At 63.4% G+C, this 15,480-nt stretch carries 15 protein-coding genes; 9 read left to right on the top strand and 6 right to left on the bottom strand.

The annotated features are described in order from the left end of the window. Window positions 1-130: 130 nt before the first annotated feature. The gene (locus tag HDG39_RS10725; protein ID WP_184005719.1) at window positions 131-847 is read left to right on the top strand and encodes a transposase; all 717 of its coding nucleotides are present in this window, start codon (window positions 131-133) and stop codon (window positions 845-847) included. 71 nt (window positions 848-918) lie between these two features. On the opposite strand, the gene HDG39_RS10720 is transcribed toward HDG39_RS10725, so the two are convergent. The 4 genes from HDG39_RS10720 to HDG39_RS10705 form a co-directional block, all read right to left on the bottom strand. Next, window positions 919-2,142 (bottom strand): polysaccharide pyruvyl transferase family protein, encoded by a 1,224-nt coding sequence (locus HDG39_RS10720; protein ID WP_184005916.1) that lies wholly within the window; start codon window positions 2,140-2,142, stop codon window positions 919-921. Next, window positions 2,117-3,142 carry a lysylphosphatidylglycerol synthase domain-containing protein gene (locus HDG39_RS10715; RefSeq protein ID WP_184005717.1) on the bottom strand — a complete coding sequence of 342 codons (1,026 nt, stop codon included), beginning with the start codon at window positions 3,140-3,142 and terminating at the stop codon, window positions 2,117-2,119. The genes HDG39_RS10720 and HDG39_RS10715 overlap by 26 nt, the downstream gene beginning before the upstream one ends. 398 nt (window positions 3,143-3,540) lie before the next feature. Next, window positions 3,541-3,738 carry a hypothetical protein gene (locus tag HDG39_RS10710; protein WP_184005715.1) on the bottom strand — a complete coding sequence of 66 codons (198 nt, stop codon included), beginning with the start codon at window positions 3,736-3,738 and terminating at the stop codon, window positions 3,541-3,543. A 107-nt stretch (window positions 3,739-3,845) separates the two neighbouring features. Beyond that, entirely contained in the window at window positions 3,846-4,370 is a 525-nt protein-coding gene (locus HDG39_RS10705; protein ID WP_184005713.1) for a phasin family protein, read from the bottom strand. 499 nt (window positions 4,371-4,869) lie between these two features. Here HDG39_RS10705 and HDG39_RS10700 point away from each other — a divergent pair, with 499 nt between their 5' ends. The 4 genes from HDG39_RS10700 to HDG39_RS10685 all read left to right on the top strand — a co-directional run bounded on the left by HDG39_RS10700 (window position 4,870) and on the right by HDG39_RS10685 (window position 9,020). Further along, on the top strand, window positions 4,870-5,640 hold the full coding sequence (locus tag HDG39_RS10700) for a DUF3047 domain-containing protein (RefSeq protein ID WP_184005711.1): 771 nt from the start codon (window positions 4,870-4,872) through the stop codon (window positions 5,638-5,640). A 90-nt stretch (window positions 5,641-5,730) separates the two neighbouring features. Next, window positions 5,731-6,282 carry a hypothetical protein gene (locus HDG39_RS10695; RefSeq protein WP_184005709.1) on the top strand — a complete coding sequence of 184 codons (552 nt, stop codon included), beginning with the start codon at window positions 5,731-5,733 and terminating at the stop codon, window positions 6,280-6,282. Between the two features lie 53 nt (window positions 6,283-6,335). Beyond that, window positions 6,336-6,647 (top strand): hypothetical protein, encoded by a 312-nt coding sequence (locus HDG39_RS10690; RefSeq protein ID WP_184005707.1) that lies wholly within the window; start codon window positions 6,336-6,338, stop codon window positions 6,645-6,647. A 654-nt stretch (window positions 6,648-7,301) separates the two neighbouring features. Then, a complete protein-coding gene (locus tag HDG39_RS10685) occupies window positions 7,302-9,020 on the top strand; it encodes an alpha/beta-hydrolase family protein (protein ID WP_260327687.1) in 1,719 nt (572 codons plus the stop codon). 70 nt (window positions 9,021-9,090) lie between these two features. On the opposite strand, the gene HDG39_RS10680 is transcribed toward HDG39_RS10685, so the two are convergent. Continuing rightward, complete coding sequence (locus HDG39_RS10680; RefSeq protein WP_184005705.1) at window positions 9,091-9,819, bottom strand: FadR/GntR family transcriptional regulator; 729 nt, start codon at window positions 9,817-9,819, stop codon at window positions 9,091-9,093. 414 nt (window positions 9,820-10,233) lie between these two features. Between HDG39_RS10680 and HDG39_RS10675 the strand changes: the two genes are divergently transcribed. The 4 genes from HDG39_RS10675 to HDG39_RS10660 are packed head-to-tail and all read left to right on the top strand — an operon-like array spanning window position 10,234 to window position 14,907. Beyond that, window positions 10,234-11,361 carry a sugar ABC transporter substrate-binding protein gene (locus HDG39_RS10675; protein ID WP_184005703.1) on the top strand — a complete coding sequence of 376 codons (1,128 nt, stop codon included), beginning with the start codon at window positions 10,234-10,236 and terminating at the stop codon, window positions 11,359-11,361. Between the two features lie 35 nt (window positions 11,362-11,396). Then, window positions 11,397-12,947 (top strand): sugar ABC transporter ATP-binding protein, encoded by a 1,551-nt coding sequence (locus tag HDG39_RS10670; RefSeq protein WP_184005701.1) that lies wholly within the window; start codon window positions 11,397-11,399, stop codon window positions 12,945-12,947. Continuing rightward, window positions 12,944-13,924, top strand: a complete 981-nt coding sequence (locus HDG39_RS10665) for an ABC transporter permease (protein WP_184005699.1) — start codon at window positions 12,944-12,946, stop codon at window positions 13,922-13,924. Before HDG39_RS10670 ends, HDG39_RS10665 begins: the two co-directional genes overlap by 4 nt. Then, on the top strand, window positions 13,921-14,907 hold the full coding sequence (locus HDG39_RS10660) for an ABC transporter permease (protein ID WP_018422452.1): 987 nt from the start codon (window positions 13,921-13,923) through the stop codon (window positions 14,905-14,907). Before HDG39_RS10665 ends, HDG39_RS10660 begins: the two co-directional genes overlap by 4 nt. Window positions 14,908-14,947: 40 nt before the next feature. On the opposite strand, the gene HDG39_RS10655 is transcribed toward HDG39_RS10660, so the two are convergent. Then, window positions 14,948-15,172: a hypothetical protein gene (locus HDG39_RS10655; protein WP_018422453.1), complete on the bottom strand. Its 225-nt coding sequence runs from the start codon at window positions 15,170-15,172 to the stop codon at window positions 14,948-14,950. Between the last annotated feature and the right edge of the window lie 308 nt (window positions 15,173-15,480).

Below are 15,480 nucleotides of genomic sequence, written 5' to 3'. Positions count from 1 at the left end.
TAAAAAAGGCCTGTTCGTGATGCAAACGCACGAACATGATCGATAGAATTTCCTCTAGCACGTTACACACGGTCCCGCGTCCGATATCTGTCGGACCGCTTTCTCACATCGGATCTCCGGTTAATTCAGCATGGCACGGCTTGCACGGCACTACGTCCCCGATCAACCGCAGCACGTTATCTTGCAAGGGCTCGCGGGGCCCGCTTTCATGGACGAAGGAGACTACCTGTACTTCCTCGCCTGCGTGGCAGACGCAGCGCGCGTCGCCGATCTGGCGGTCCATGCGTGGGTGCTCATGCCTGATGCGGTACGGTTCCTCGTCACGCCTTCGTACGAGTCGAGCGTCGCCATGGCAATGCAGGCGGTTGGCCGTCGCTATGCCGAGACCTTCAACCGACGCCATGGACGCCGCGGTGCGGTATGGCGGGGCGAGTACCGGTCGACAGTGATTGAGCCCGACCGGTATTTCCTGCTCGCGAGCCAGGTCATCGATCAGGCGCCGGTGCGCAATGGCCTTGTGGCCGAGCCGGGAAACTACCCGTGGTCGAGCTGCGCACACCACATCGGGCTGCGTGTCGATAGGTTCATCAAGGACCATCCACTGTACCGGGCGCTCGGCAATACGCCGTTCGAGCGCCACCAGGCTTATCGCGATCTGGGCGCACAGCCTGTTGACGAACGCGAGATCGATAACCTGATGCAGTCGACGCTCAACGGCTGGGTGCTCGGCAGCCCCGCGTATTGCGAGTGGGCGGCGCAGACAGCCAATCGGCGCTTGATGCCACTGCTTCTGCGCGACCGGCCGTCCACGGTTCCCACCGCACGCTCGCTCGTACACGTGGGCTAAGCAAAGAACGATCGAGCTTCGCGAGATTACACGACCGCGCCGACACCGCTCGTGGCGCGAGGCCCTGCATTTCACGCAGAACCCATTACAGCTCGCGTCCGCGCGAATCCCTCGCGATAGCGAGCGGCGAGGTGTGTGGCGGTCCGCCGCAGCAACGTCCGGTCGATCGTCAGGGCATGGAGCATTGCTTGCGAAAGTGCCTCGATCCCGACGCTGCCCTGCACGCACGCTGGCTCCCACGTCGCGGCAAACGCGGACTGTTTCGTCGTGTCGTTCGCGCGCGCCGGATGGAAGAAGTTCACCCGCGGCAAGCCGCACGCCAGCGCGACGATCCGTCCGTGCAGGCTGCTTCCCGCATAGGCCGTGGCGTCTGCGATCAGTGCGCAGATGTCCCATATCTCCAGCGAACGGAAGAGTTGCGTACGTGAGACCTTCATCCGTGCCGCAATCCGCTCGTAGCAGGCCATATCGTCATGCCAGGGCGCCGCACCCGCTCGAAAGAAAACAATACCAAGCCCGCTCTCGTTCGACACGCGATCGAGCTCGCGCGCAAGCACACCGAGCGTTCCGTCGTCGCCGAAATCCGCACTGAACTGCACGGCGACATACCCCTCGGGAAACGCCCTTTGCAAATCCGCCACGCCGCTTCGTTCCTTGCACGCGCGAATGTTCGCGCCGAACAGCTCCGTCACCATCACCGCCGGATCCGGCACGAGCCGCGCGAGAATGCCTGCCGCGGCGAGCCCGTTCTGGGTGTGGATGTCACGCACGCTGACGTCGTCGGCTTGCGCGAGCTTCGACAGGACTTCTGCTCGCATCCCGGGATCAAGTCGTTTTACATCGACGCCGCCGGCCGCTTGATAAGTGACGCTCGACGCACAGGGAAACATCTCGCGAGACGCCATGTAGGGGGCAAGCGCATCGAGACCCGTCAGCGCACGCGCCCACGCGCGTCGCTCGTCGTTGTGCGTATCCAGTCGCGCGATAATCTTCTGTGCCTGGTCCCACGGCAGCAGCATCACCGCCGCCTCCCAGTCGCCGCAAGTCAGGATCTCGCCGCCTGCGTGCACGATATGCACACGGTCCTTGCCGCGTTCGGCGGCCAGTTGCGCGAGCGCCTGAACAGCGTGGCCGCCGTAAACGCGCAGGTCGCGCTCCGCGAGCCCGGCGAAGATCACGTCGTCGCACGCAAGCAGTTTTGCGACGACGTGAGGGAACAGCAGGTCACCCAGGTTGTGGCGATCGAAGGCGCCGAACACCACGACCGCATCATGTTTTCCTGTGTCTCGCAACATGATTCGGGCCCCGACCTCCCTCGGTACGAAGTCGCCGCTTGTCGCGCCACTCCTCCACCTGCCAGGCGATGAGTCCAGGCAGAAAGACGATGATGTCACGAATACGGCGGGCGCCCGCGAGCGCGAGGCAAAGCTGCGGATGGAAACCAAGCACCGAGCCGATCAGCAGAAATCCACCTTCCTGAACGCCGAGTGCGCCAGGCACAAAGAACGCGACGCTACTGAGCGCCTGGATGAGCGACTCGAGTACGACTGCCTGCAGGAAACCTGCTTTTGCCGACAGGAAATAGAGCGCGAGCCATAGCTCGAGCGCCGTTCCGATGCATTGGAGTGATTGCCAGATGAGCAGGTAACGGATGATGACGCCGGGCTGATGCCAGAGGTCACTGATCGACTGATCGATGCGCAACGACTCGCCGACGAGCGAGCGGAACTTGCCGCTCGTGATGCGATTGAAAAGTTTAGTGAGCCGGGCGAACGGACTCGCTCGCTGCACGAACGAAAACGCCAGGAGCAGAGCCGCCAGAATGGCGATGCCGCCTCCGAGCCTGGCTGCGAGGTGCAACGCCCTGGAGCCGGCATGGGCGATCAGATAGCCGATGGCCGCAATGGCGAACAGCATTTCGCTGATGAGCGTGAGCTGGAGGTCGACGACGAGGCTCGCCATGGCTGGGGCAGGCTCCATGCCCCATTTGCGCATCATGCGAAACGTCACGACTTCACCGCCCACTCGGGCAACGGGCAACATGCCGTTCACGGACTCCCGAATCCAGACGAGACGCAGTACGGCGAACAGCTTCGGGCGTGTCGCGCCGCGCATCAGCATTTGCCAATTCCTTGCATTGGCGAGCATCGGCAGAATGTGGACCATCCCTGCAAGCGCGAGCCCGGCGCCGGCCGCGCGCATCAAACCGAGCACCTTCTGCGCGTCGGCGTGCCAGACGAGCCAGACCGCGATGGCCAGGCCAGCAAGTGCGGCAGCCCGGGCGAGATATTTCATAAGCTGGCGCGAGCGTAGTGTCAGTCGCTTTGAAGCGGCAACAATAGACTTTTGCGTCCACTTCGGAGATCGAGCCGCAGCTGCGATTCTCCCGATAACTTTTCACCGGGAAACTGGCAGATCGCACCTCGGGCCTCCATTCGAGCTGCCGCATAACTCGTTCCCCGCGCGGGGAGAATGGTGTGTGATTAGCGACTGCGTCGTCGAATGCCTGTTCGTACCTGTCGATGTGCGCTTTCGCCATACGGCAGGTAATCACGCCCGGCAAGTCCCCGCTGCGCGCTGCGGTGCTCAGCGACAGTCACTGGCGAAACTGTTCGTGCACACGATTGCCGAGCGCCGGCGAAGGCGGCACACCCAACGTGTATAGGTCGTCAGATACGTTGTCTGCGCACCTGTCAACGGACCCGTGCGAACGCACGCAGCACGGCGTCGCCGCGCGGCGTCACGTGAGGTAACCGGAAGCCCGGCCCAGCGGGCTCATTCGCAATCAACTGCAGTTCGCGGAGCGCGCCAAGCTCTGCCCGATCCGAATCAATTCGTTCAGGCGCATCCTTCAACAGCAACAACGTGGCCACTTCGTGCGGGCTCAACATGTCGTGTACCTCACGGCGGGAACGAAGAACGGGCGACCAGATCCGGCCACGGCTGCATCGGCAGCACGCGAATACCGGACCCGGCAGGATTGGTGGAAGCTTGTCGCCTATCGGGTTGACGAGCGACGTGCGCGAGGCGGACTTCGTCGTTCCGCCGTGTCAGGCGTCGCCTTTTCGACGCGCTCGAGAAAGGCACGGACCATTTCTCCGACCTGTGCCTCGGCGACGGACTCGCCGTCCGGTTGCACTTCCGCCGGCACGGCCGCGCGCATCATCGCGTCGACGCCCGTTGCGCAGGCCGTCAGGCCAGCGGGCATAGTGTCCTCGTGGAGCTCACGTCCGTCGTCGTGATCGCCGCCGGCGTGGCACGGTCTGATTGTTTCAGACGCGATGTCCATCCAGCCGCGGGTGTATCCGGCGAACTGCAGGGTGAGCCAAGGCATCACATCCGCTTGACGTCTGATGAACTGTTCAGGCGTCTGGGCGCGCAATACGCTTTCCCAGTGCAGCGCGGCACCCGTGACTGCGGACCTGCACGTATCCATGTTCAGCCGTATCAGCGCGCAATAACCGGCGAGGAGTTGGTTCGGCAGTTGCGACACGTCGGTCGGAACGGATAGGGTAAATGGCATCTGTTTTGGGCTGCTCACGGAATATCTCTCAGGTTCTCGCGGGCACGGCGATCGCTGCCACTGCGATTCGTGAAGGTCGTTCCCACACCGGGCCGTTGGCCAGGCAGACGGTCTGAAGCCGTCTTAGAGCAGCCATTCTAACTTCCGTTAAGTCGGGTTACGATTTTTACCAGCCAGGGAGTTTCCCCAATATGTGGGAAATGGACACCTATGATGAGTGGGCTACACGCGAGGGACTCGAAGCATACCTCGACTGGGGTCGTGGCGGCGGCCGGGGCGGTGGTCACTTCATGAGTGGCGGCGACCATGGTCATTGATAGCGACCCCTTCGCGCGCCGCACGACGTGACGGGAATACCGCGCGGCGCGTTGCGAGCCTCGTCATGCGAACGCTACGACGCAGCAAACAGAACCTCAACCGTCGGCGTGAAAGCTCCGCTGAAATGTCGCCAGAGCAGCCCATTACAATGACGCTATCCAAAATACGAATGCGATCTTCCATGCATCTTCCCTCGAGCCGTCGAGCCCAAAAACGAACAGCCCCGTCAGCCTGGATCGCCGCATGCGTCGCGCTTCTTTTGTTGTCGCCACCCATCCTTGCCCAGGACGAAAATCCCGGTATCGCCTTTTCCTCGATCGAGCCCGGCGCATCGCTGCCCGCGGGCTGGAAGAACCTGCCGGTCGTGCGCGGCAAGCCCATCACGCAATACACGCTCGTTCACGACGACCACACCACTGTGCTGCAGGCGGACGCGAACCGCTCTGCTTCCGCGCTGATGCACGAGGGTGATATCGACCTCGCTCGCACGCCCGTCGTGGCATGGCGCTGGAAAGCGGATAGACCGATCGAAGGCGCAGATAACCGCGTGGCGTCGAAGGAAGACGCGCCAGCGCGGCTGGTGTTCATGTTTGACGGAGACAAGAGCAAGCTGTCGCTTTTCGACCGGGCGAAGATGGGGCTGGCCAAGCAACTGAGTGGCAAAGATCTGCCCTATGCCACGTTGATGTACGTGTGGTCGACCACCGCCGCGCCGGGTACCGTCATTGCCAACCCTCGCACGAACCGCGTACAGATGATCGTGGTCTCCGGTCTGCCTGGCGATGCGGGTCAGTGGCAAAGCCTGCGCCGCAATATCGTGCAAGACTATGAGCGGGTCTTTCACGAACCGCCAGGACGAATCACAGGCTATGGGCTGCTGACCGATACCGACAATACCGGTGCCACGACACGCGCCTGGTACGGAGACGTCCAGTTCGTTCCCGGGCCTTGATAACCGAGTGCCATCGAGTTGATCGAGCCCGTCGGCGCGGCGTGGCCGGCTGAGTGTCCCGCGCGCTTTCGTAAGCGGAGATGACGCGCGTTGCCGATCACCGGGTTGCTTTGGGCCGCAGCCATCGACCCTTCATTCCTCAGGCACTCAGATGAGTTCCCGCAGTTTGTAGTACCGCATCCCCAGAATCAAAGCCTGGGTGCGCAACCACGTATTGACGAACTCGTTTCGCGCCCTGCGGCATTTGGTGACCTGGAAATCCCGTTCCGCCACATGAATCGCCTTGATGTTCAGCCGGTGCGCGAGCGCCGCGTCACGAAGATCGGGGGAATGGCCACGAGCGCAGCCGCGCTGCGGGCCGAGACGATGGTTGCCGTGCGGGAACGCGCGTTGCTCGATGTGCATCGTCAATACGAAATGCATAACGGAGACACCCATGGGCTCCCATGGGCCGCGCGTTTTTCGCGGCCGAACGGCGCGACCAGCGGGGCGAGCGGCTATGTCCCGGTCACGGACGAGATCGACCATCCCGCCGATCTGGAGGCCGCGCGCAACCGCCCGCAAAGCGCCGGTTGCGAGGAAGCGGTCAAGCACGGCCGGGCGTCGCCCGTTGCCGACCGCGTGGCCGACGGGTCTGGCTAGGGACGCGCAAAGCAGACGTACGTGGCAAGCGTTCAGTTGTGGGGAGAAAAGCGATGTCCATTCAGGAATATGCGCCGTATCGCGGCTGCAATATCGAGGTGAACGTTACGCTATCGAAGACGCATTGGCTCGGTGGGAAATATCGCCGTTATCGCGTGTCATGGACTGTGACGTTGCCCGGCAATCCGGAAGAGGAACTGCTGAGTTTTCCGGAACAGTTCGATTTTCTGACCGAGCGTGAAGCGTTCAGGTATGGAGAAAATCGGGCGCACACCTTCGTCGATTCGATGTTGTCGACGCCTTCTCAAAGGCGCAGGTTCCGCGACGCGGCCGCTCGGCCCGGAACGCGCCAGGACGTTTTTTAATGGCGCGTCGCCGCGTTTGCCTATGATCCCTTCGAGCTTCGCGCGGCAGAAGAAGCGACCGGCGATACCGGGTCTTCCGGGAAGTCTTCCGACAATCGCAACACCATCTCGCTATCTGGCCTGATTGCCCTGCCGGTCAACTGCGTAGCGTCGGCAATGCTCCAGATATTCGGCGTCGTTTGCGACTGTCAATTCAACCAGCGGGTTTCGAACCGCTTGATCGTGCCACCGGGTAGCGACCAGCGCGACGAGCAAGCAGCGTGCGCGCAAGCTCCGTAAAGCCACTCGCTCGGGCGACGTCGCCACCGACAGGCCGGTTCATCGATGTTTGAACACGATGCGCGCAGAGCGACGATGTTGTTCGGGGGACAGAAAGGTAAATACAATGCGACGCATGGCCGGTTTATTGTTGACGTTTTTTCGACGCAGGAGAAACATCGCACGAGATCGGAGCAGCCCCGTCCGCCCCGCTGCCCCCATGTGTCGCGCTGCGCGCGGTAGTCAGGAAAACATCGTCGTGGCTGATCATGCGGCGGCATCTTCCATTACTGCCCCTAGTGGCGGAGTCTGAATCAAGGCTGGTCGCGTCATCAACTCCTTCGCGGGTGACCCGCGGAAACGAGGTGCGAGTTGTGCCAATCCGAGCGAGCACACATGCGGGACTCCCATGAGCCAGTAGCCGCCGGGCTTCGAAACACGCCTTGGACGCCGACGCTCAGCGGCTCGTTGCTCGCGCTCGTGTTCTGGTGGCAGTCACTGACGCCGACACTGATTCCGCGGTCGTGGGGAACGCAAACCGTGGTCGGCGCGTTCTGTCTGGCCATCGGCTACGGGATAGGCACATTGGTCGGCCGCGGCGCGCATCGGCTGCTGGAGCGATGGGGTCGCGTGCCCGGCAGCGAGATCCGACGGCGCAGCTGGATCGTTCTGGCAGCGGCGTGGCTCATTGCACTATTCGTTGGCTCGAAGCTATGGCTCGGCTGGCAGAACGAGCAGCGTAGTTTCATGGGGATGGCGCCCATCGCCTGGTTCGACGCCGTGCTGGTGAGCGTCCTGTCGCCGTTGAGCGCGGTGTTGCTGCTAGTCATCGGGCGATTGACGGCGCGCGGTGTCGCCGCAGTCAAGCAGGTCATCCAGGGCCACGTGCCTCCGATCGTTTCGGTGCCGGCAACAGCGCTGCTCATCATCGTGATTGGCATGGCGCTCGCTCGCGGAGTGGCCTTTCCCGCCCTCACCACGGTCTCCAACTTCGTCCACGGGCGGGTGAACGAGAACACGACCGAGGGAATCGTGGCCCCCACGTCGTCGGCGGTGTCGGGCAGCAGCACGTCGTTCGTCGCGTGGGACACCTTGGGCCGCATGGGGCGCGGCTTCGTGGCGACAGCGACAAACACGCAAGAGCTTGCGAAGTTCCACGGGACTGATGCGGGACTGGTCGATCCGGTGAGGGTCTACGTGGGAGTGCGTTCCGCGGACTCCCTCGAGCAGCGTGCGCAGATTGCGGTCCGCGAGCTCGAGCGCGCGGGCGGGTTCGAGCGGAAAGTGCTGGTCGTGTGGATACCCACCGGCACGGGCTGGATAGTCCCCAAAGCCGCGGCTTCGCTTGAGCAACTGCACCGTGGCGACACGGCGATCGTGGCGATCCAATACTCTTTCCTGCCTAGCCGACTCGCCATTTTCATGGATGCTGGTCTCGCGAACGAGGCGGGTATCACGCTCTTAAACGCGGTTCGCGCCCGATGGTCGATGCTCCCGCCGAATCGACAGCCAAAGCTCGTTCTGTTCGGCAAGAGTCTCGGCGCCGCGGGGGTGGAAGCGCCTTTCGTCGGGAAAGACGCCTCCGCCTCGGTGGCCAACATGATGGCCCGAACGGATGGCGTGCTGATCGTCGGCGCCAAACAAAGCAACCCGATCCATTCGCAACTCACTCACGAGCGCGATAGCGGATCGCCCTTCTGGCAGCCGATCTTCAATGGGGGGCGTTCGGTACGGTTCTTGAACCGCGATCCGCATCAGGTGGCATTGCACGCCGACTGGCCGGCCCCGCGAATCGTGTACCTCCAGCATCCGGCCGATCCGGCCGTGTTCTGGAGTGCCAGTGCGTTCTGGTGGCCGCCCGAATGGCTGGCTCGGCCACGTGGCTTCGACGTGCCTGAGGCCATGCATTGGTTTCCCATCGTCTCGGGCGTGCAGGCGGTGGGCGACCTGATTCACCAACTCGGCGTGCCGGCGGGTTTTGGTCACAACTACTCGGCGGAAGACTACGTCAACGGTTGGGCCAGCGTAGTGCCTCCCGAGGGCTGGACGCACGCCGATACCGAACGACTGGCCCGGTTCCTCGACCAGATTGCCGGCGATGAATCAGAGCCGTGACCGAGCTGAAGGCGAACGGATTGGGGCGATGCCGCTGCAGTTTGCTGCGCGCACCGCAGAACAGGTCCAGCTAACGCCAGGCCCGTGTGAACTCGCCGACCACGCGCGCCAGATGCGCCTGCATCGCCGTGCGCGCGGCGGTCGCATCTCGCGCCATGATGGCCGCAAAGATGCGCTGATGGTCATCCTGTGAAGCCGCCCTCAATGCGGGAGTATGAAAGTGCTCCTCGATCTTTTTCCACAACGGGTCGGCACGGGAGTTGTCCCACATCGCTGTCACCACGAGCCGGAGCATTTCGTTTCCCGTCGCCCGCGCGATCGCCAGATGGAAATCACGGTCAGCGGCCTCGTTCGCAGCCTTGTCGTCCATGTTTTCGCGCATCGCGCGCAACGCGGCGAAGAGCCGGTCGAGGTCTGAATCTTTGCGCTCGGTAGCGGCTAAGGCCGCGATCCCGCTTTCGATCACCGCCCGCGCGCGCAGCGTCTCGATCGGGCCCAGTCCGCGCGGCAGTTTAAACATGGCGGAGCGCGCCTCCGGCGCTTCTGCCACATAGATGCCCGACCCGACACGGACCTCGACCACGCCCTGCACTTCCAGCGCGATGATCGCTTCCCTCACCTGCGTGCGGCTCACGCCAAAACGCTCGGCCAGCGTGCGCTCGGAAGGCAGGCGCGCACGCGGCCCGACGTCGCCGGCGACGATCAGATCGTAGATCTGCTTCGCGAGCCCGACATAGGAACGGTCGGTCGCGTCCTCATCGGCGGCGCGGCCGGTTGGCGTGTGCGAAAGATCGGCCATTCAGGATTCCAGAAAGCTTCGAAGCCGCCCAAGGATTGGCTCGAGTTCGCCAAAATGGTACACCAATTGCCGGCGTCAGCCTGCATCGGCCTGACGCCGCGCTCGCCGCCCATCGAACCCGTACAGCAGGAGTTTCAGACTACTCGAATCCGCCCGCGACGCCGTGGTAAACCACTATCGCGCGCGGATTGGTATGCCAGTACTGTCAGACGTGACTACGTTCGCGCCGGCCCTTCGTTTTGCTTCGAGGCGGCGCCGTTGAAGAGGTCATAGCACTGCTTCGGCGAGTCCGAGTCAGCCCCGCTGCAGCACATTCCGCAAGATTCCCTGCTTCACGCACAGAATTCGGCGGCGATCCATGGCCGCCATGTTCGCCGGCAATCGGCAAGTTCAATCCAACCAAAAGGAGACGACATGCTTTCAGGAATCCAGGTGCTTCGAGCGGCGGCGACCGCGGCATTCACACTGTGCGCGAGCGCGGCTTTCGCGCAGGCATCGATCGTTTCAGGACCGTCCAGCGATCCAACCTGCATGGTCCCCTGGAAGAGCGACACGAAGTTCGTCAAGTATCCGAAGAAGAACGGGCCCTACCGGATCGCACTCGTGAACGGCTATATCGCGAACACCTGGCGTATCCAGATGATCAAGACGGCCAAGGCCTACACGGCGCAGCCGGCCGTCGCCGCCAAGCTCAAGGAATTCAAGGTCGTCTCGACCGGCGAGGACGTGCCGGCGCAGATCTCGGCCGTCAACAACTTCATCGATGCCGGCTATGACGCGGTCATCGTGGACGCGCAAAATCCCGCCTCATTCGGCCCCGCGATCCGCCGCGCGAAGAAAGCCGGCGTCGTGCTGATCGCGTTCGACAACATCCTCGACAGCGAAGACGCGATCAACGTCAACGTCGACCAGTACGGGCTCGGCGTGCTGTGGGCCAAGTGGCTCGCGAGCCACCTGTCGAACGGAGGCAAGGTGCTCGAGGTTCGCGGGGTGGCGGGCACGTCGGTCGACACGGACCGGCACAATGGTTTCCTGAAAACGTTAGACGACACCGGCAAGAAGTGGAACGTCGTCCAGGTCTACGGCAAGTGGGACGACGGGGTCGCGCAAAAGGCCACCGCCGACGCGATTGCCGTGCAGGGCCATTTCGATGGAATTTCGGCGCAAGGCGGCGACACGGGGGTCGTGCGCGCGATGATCGATGCGAAACATCCGTTCGTGCCTTTCGGCGGCGAGACCGAGAACGGCTTTCGCAAGTTCTGCGCGCAGTATGGGAGCGAGGGCCTGAAGTGTACGTCGGCGGGCACCGGTCCCGCGCAGGTGGCCGTGGCGATCAAGACGGCGCTCGCCGCGCTGGACGGCCAGACGATCCCGGTCTCGATCAAGCTGCCGCTCGACGTCACCGACGATTCGAAGCTGAAGGCGGGCGTCAACTATTTCCCGAACGACTCCGACAACTTTTTCGTCGGCAACTCGTTTCCGACTTGCGGCATCAATTTCTCTGCGCAGGAAATCATGAAGCAGAGCCAGGGCAACCAGTGATCGGATGATGGCCGGGATGTGACGGGAGACGAAGCATGCCGCAGGATGCAGAGCAGCCGTTCTTTCAGATGTCTGGCGTGTCGAAAAGCTACGGCGGCGCCGTCGCGCTGGATCACGCTGAGCTCACGGTGCGCAGGGGCCGCATTCACGCAATCCTCGGCGAGAACGGCGCGGGCAAGTCCACGTTGCTGAAGGTGATGTCCGGCGTCGTACAGCCGGACGAGGGCACGATGCACTTCGATGGCCGGCAGGTCTCGTTCGAGTCGCCGGCCGAGGCGAACGCGGCCGGCATCGTCTGCGTCTATCAGGAGCTGTCGCTGATCCCCGACTTGAGCGTGGCGGACAACATCTTCGCTTCGCACCCGCCGCGACGCTTCGGCATGATCGACCGCCGGGCCCAGCGCCACCAGGCCGAGGAGGCGCTCGCCAGGGCGGGCGCCGCCGACATCAATCCGCTTGCGAAGGTCCGGGACCTGCCGCTGTCGCGCCAGCAGATGGTCGAGCTCGCGAAGGGGCTGGCACACGCGCCGCGCATTCTGATCCTCGACGAAGCCACTTCGGCGCTGACCGCGGCCGACGTCGCGCGCGTGATCGAGGTGCTCAAGCGCCTGCGCGAAGAGGGGCTCGCGCTGCTGTTCATCTCGCACCGGATGCACGAGGTGAAGGCGCTCGCGGACGAATGCACGGTCTACCGGAACGGCCGTCATGTGATGAGCTTCGAGGCAGGCACGCGCTCCGACAACGAGGTCGTCGAAATGATGATCGGCCGCAAGTACCAGCATGCGTTTCCGGCCAAACCCGAGGAGGGCCGCAGCGACGCTCCGGTTCTCGCCTGCCGGGATCTCGCGTGGAGCGACACGCTGCGAGGCATCAGCTTTTCGTTGAAGCCCGGTGAAATTCTCGGACTGGGCGGCCTCGACGGACAAGGTCAGCGCGAACTGCTGCTGGCGCTGTTCGGCGTATTGCGCGGGTGCGCGGGCAAGATCGAGATCGACGGCGAAGCCGTGTCGATCGGCAGTCCGATGGCCGCGCGTGCCAACGGCATCGGTATGGCGCTGATACCGGAGGACCGCAAGACCGAAGGCTTGATGCTGCCGATGTCGGTACGCGAGAACCTGTCGTTTGCCGCGCTCGATCGCATGTCCACCGCCGGCGTAATCGATCGCGACCGCCAGCAGTCGCTCGTCGACCGGATGACGGAGCTGCTTGCGATCAAGTCGTTCAGCATCGACGCGCCCGTGAGCTCGCTGTCGGGGGGCAACCAGCAGAAGGTGGTCATCGCGAAGTGGCTGATCCGGCAGCCGAGGATCCTGCTGCTCAGCGACCCGACACGCGGTATCGACGTCGGCACCAAGCAGGAGCTCTATCAGTTGCTCAGGCGCCTCGCCGACGAAGGCGCCGCGATCGTGTTCTATTCGACCGACTACGACGAGCTGATCGGCTGCTGTGACCGCGTGCTCGTGCTGTACGAAGGCAGGATCAAGAAGGAACTCGTCGGCTCGGCGATCACCGAGCAGAACCTGATTGCCAGTGCACTGGACCTGCCCGTCGGACAGATTTCGCCTTCCACGGGAGTCGCGCTATGAGCGGGCTGCGTTACTGGTATGCGGAGAATCGCGGGGCCGTGTTCGCGTTCGGCCTGTTCGTGCTGATGTTCGCGATCTACCTGGTCAACTATCCGTCGGCGTTGTCGGCCAACGTGTTTCAGACGGCAGCGAACAAGGCGGTGCTGCTCGCGCTCGTCTCGATGGGGCAGGCGCTCGTCGTGCTGACGGCCGGCATCGACCTGTCGATCGGCATGACACTGGTGCTGACGAATTGCATCGGCTCGTGGATCGTCACGGGCGACACGCTGCACAGCGCGCTCGGCATCGCCGGCGTGCTCGCGGCGGGCGCGCTGTGCGGCGCGCTGAATGCCGTGATCATCATTTTCGGCCGGCTGCAGCCGATCGTGACGACGATCGCGACGGGCGCCGTCTACTACGGCCTGGCGCTGCTGCTGCGCCCCGTGCCCGGCGGCTCGATCAACGAGGACCTCGCCGACGCACTGACCGGCAAGGTCGCCGGCGTCCTGCCGGCGAGCTTGCTGATTCTGCTCGCGGCGACGCTGGTCGTCTGGATTCCTTTCAAACGCTCGGCGGTCGGGCGCGCGGCGTACGCGACCGGCTCGTCCGAACCCGCGGCTTTTCTGTCCGGCATGCCGATCCGCCGCGCGAAGTTCGCCAGCTATACGCTGGCCGGCCTGCTCACTGCGATCGGCGGCCTATTCCTGACGTTCTTCACCGACACCGGCGAAGCGAGCCTCGGCAGCGCCAACTCGTACACGCTGTTTTCGATCGCCGCGGTGGTGATCGGCGGCGTGTCGCTGCTCGGCGGCAAGGGCAGCGCGATTGGCGCGATCTTCGGCGCATTCGCGTTCCGCTCGATCGGCGACCTGCTGTTCGTGTTCAACGTCGATGCGCTGTGGCAGCCGCTATTCCAGGGTGTGATTCTTCTGCTCGCTGTCGCGATCGGCGCATGCGGGCTGTTCAGGGTACGCAACCGTCTGGAGTGGTTTCAATGAGCCACGTTTCAGCCACCAGCCGGAACACGTTCGTGTCGAGGCTCACGCGCAGAATCGACAAACCGATCGTGATCGCGTTCGCGTGCATCGTCGCGCTGCTGCTCGTCGGCGGGATGTATTCGCGCAACTTCACGTCGCCGGAGTACATCCTGCTGCAACTGAAGGTCGGCGCGTTCCTCGGCATCATCGCGACCGGCCTGATGATGGTGATCCTGCTCGGCCACATCGACCTGTCGCTGCCGTGGACCATCACCGTCGGCGCAATGATGGCGTGCGCGGTAGCGGGGCACGGCGAACTCGGACGGATCCTCGCGATACCGGTGGGGATTGGTTGCGGCGTGCTGATCGGCGTCGTCAACGGCATCCTCGTTGCGCTGCTGCGCATTCCGTCGATGATCGCAACGCTCGCGACCAATGCGGTCGCACAGGGCATCATGATCGTCTATACCGGCGGATCGTCGCCGCAGGATTCCGCGCCACAGGTGATGCGATGGCTCGCTGCGGGCTGGCTCGTACCGGGCGTGCCGAATGCCGTCGCGCTATGGCTCGTGATCGGCGGCGCCACGGTGTTCCTGTTGTCGCGTACGACCTTCGGCCGCACGTTGTACGCGATCGGCAATACCGAACGCGCGGCGTATCTGTCCGGCATCAATACGCGGCTCGTGACCGTGGCCGCATTCGCCGTGTGCAGCGCGTTCGCGGCGTTCGGCGGCGTATTGCTCGCCGGTTATGCGTCGAAGGCAGCGCAGTCGATGGGCGATGCCTACCTGTTGCCGGCGATCGCGGCAGTCGTGCTCGGCGGCACATCGATTCTGGGTGGACGAGGTTCATACCTCGGCACCGTGGCTGGCGCGATTCTCATCACGCTGCTGCAGTCGATCCTTTCAGTCGCGCAGATGCCCGAGGCGGGACGTCAGATCATCTACGGCGTGGTGATAGCGGCAATGTTGCTGCTGTATGGGCGCAGCAAGCGGGAAGCGTAGGTTTGAGTCGATCCCCTCGACCACCCTGCCTCGCGCAAGCTCATCCATGAGCATCCACCCACGCGCGCGCCCAGTCCAGGCCTGCATGGTGGGCTTCCTCCTCGCTATCGAATAGTCCCAGAATGCCTGATGCCTCGATCAGCTTTCCGCCTCGCGTAATGGTTCCGCTCGCCGCATAGCGCTCCGGTTGCAGGATGCCTTCGCCTTCCTGCTGAAGGATGGCATGCCCCCACAAGGTGTACCCGTCGTAGTCGATCGTTTCCATTAGCGCACGACCCTGACGGTTGCGGCGCGAGTCGTCACTCGAAGCATGTTCGCGCGTGCCTCTGGTGGATTCCAGACCTCAGCGTAGCCCGCTGCCTGCGCGCCCGTGCAAGGCGTCATGATCAGAACCGTGAATCCTGTCTTTTTCAAGGTTTCTCCTTTCCAGCGATTTTCTTCAGTGGCTCGTCGCAACTCTCACTTTGTCAGGCACATCCAGCATCCCTACCGAAGCGGGTCCGGAATTCAGTCAAACAGAGCGAGTCAGCTGCGGTGCAGTATGGCCGAGTGTGTCATTCACCGCTTTGATTC

This window comes from Paraburkholderia lebeckiae, from assembly GCF_014201005.1.
Lineage (GTDB): Bacteria > Pseudomonadota > Gammaproteobacteria > Burkholderiales > Burkholderiaceae > Paraburkholderia > Paraburkholderia tuberum.
Note: the sequence above shows the minus strand (reverse complement) of the source record. Positions and strands in the feature narration are given on the sequence as shown.

Bases quoted from the DNA above. Each gene is read 5' to 3' on its own strand.
- HDG39_RS10725 (WP_184005719.1), top strand. From the start codon at position 131: ATGGCACGGCTTGCACGGCACTACGTCCCCGATCAACCGCAGCACGTT.
- HDG39_RS10720 (WP_184005916.1), bottom strand. From the start codon at position 2,142: ATGTTGCGAGACACAGGAAAACATGATGCGGTCGTGGTGTTCGGCGCC.
- HDG39_RS10715 (WP_184005717.1), bottom strand. From the start codon at position 3,142: ATGAAATATCTCGCCCGGGCTGCCGCACTTGCTGGCCTGGCCATCGCG.
- HDG39_RS10710 (WP_184005715.1), bottom strand. From the start codon at position 3,738: ATGTTGAGCCCGCACGAAGTGGCCACGTTGTTGCTGTTGAAGGATGCG.
- HDG39_RS10705 (WP_184005713.1), bottom strand. From the start codon at position 4,370: ATGCCATTTACCCTATCCGTTCCGACCGACGTGTCGCAACTGCCGAAC.
- HDG39_RS10700 (WP_184005711.1), top strand. From the start codon at position 4,870: ATGCATCTTCCCTCGAGCCGTCGAGCCCAAAAACGAACAGCCCCGTCA.
- HDG39_RS10690 (WP_184005707.1), top strand. From the start codon at position 6,336: ATGTCCATTCAGGAATATGCGCCGTATCGCGGCTGCAATATCGAGGTG.
- HDG39_RS10685 (WP_260327687.1), top strand. From the start codon at position 7,302: ATGCGGGACTCCCATGAGCCAGTAGCCGCCGGGCTTCGAAACACGCCT.
- HDG39_RS10680 (WP_184005705.1), bottom strand. From the start codon at position 9,819: ATGGCCGATCTTTCGCACACGCCAACCGGCCGCGCCGCCGATGAGGAC.
- HDG39_RS10675 (WP_184005703.1), top strand. From the start codon at position 10,234: ATGCTTTCAGGAATCCAGGTGCTTCGAGCGGCGGCGACCGCGGCATTC.
- HDG39_RS10670 (WP_184005701.1), top strand. From the start codon at position 11,397: ATGCCGCAGGATGCAGAGCAGCCGTTCTTTCAGATGTCTGGCGTGTCG.
- HDG39_RS10665 (WP_184005699.1), top strand. From the start codon at position 12,944: ATGAGCGGGCTGCGTTACTGGTATGCGGAGAATCGCGGGGCCGTGTTC.
- HDG39_RS10660 (WP_018422452.1), top strand. From the start codon at position 13,921: ATGAGCCACGTTTCAGCCACCAGCCGGAACACGTTCGTGTCGAGGCTC.
- HDG39_RS10655 (WP_018422453.1), bottom strand. From the start codon at position 15,172: ATGGAAACGATCGACTACGACGGGTACACCTTGTGGGGGCATGCCATC.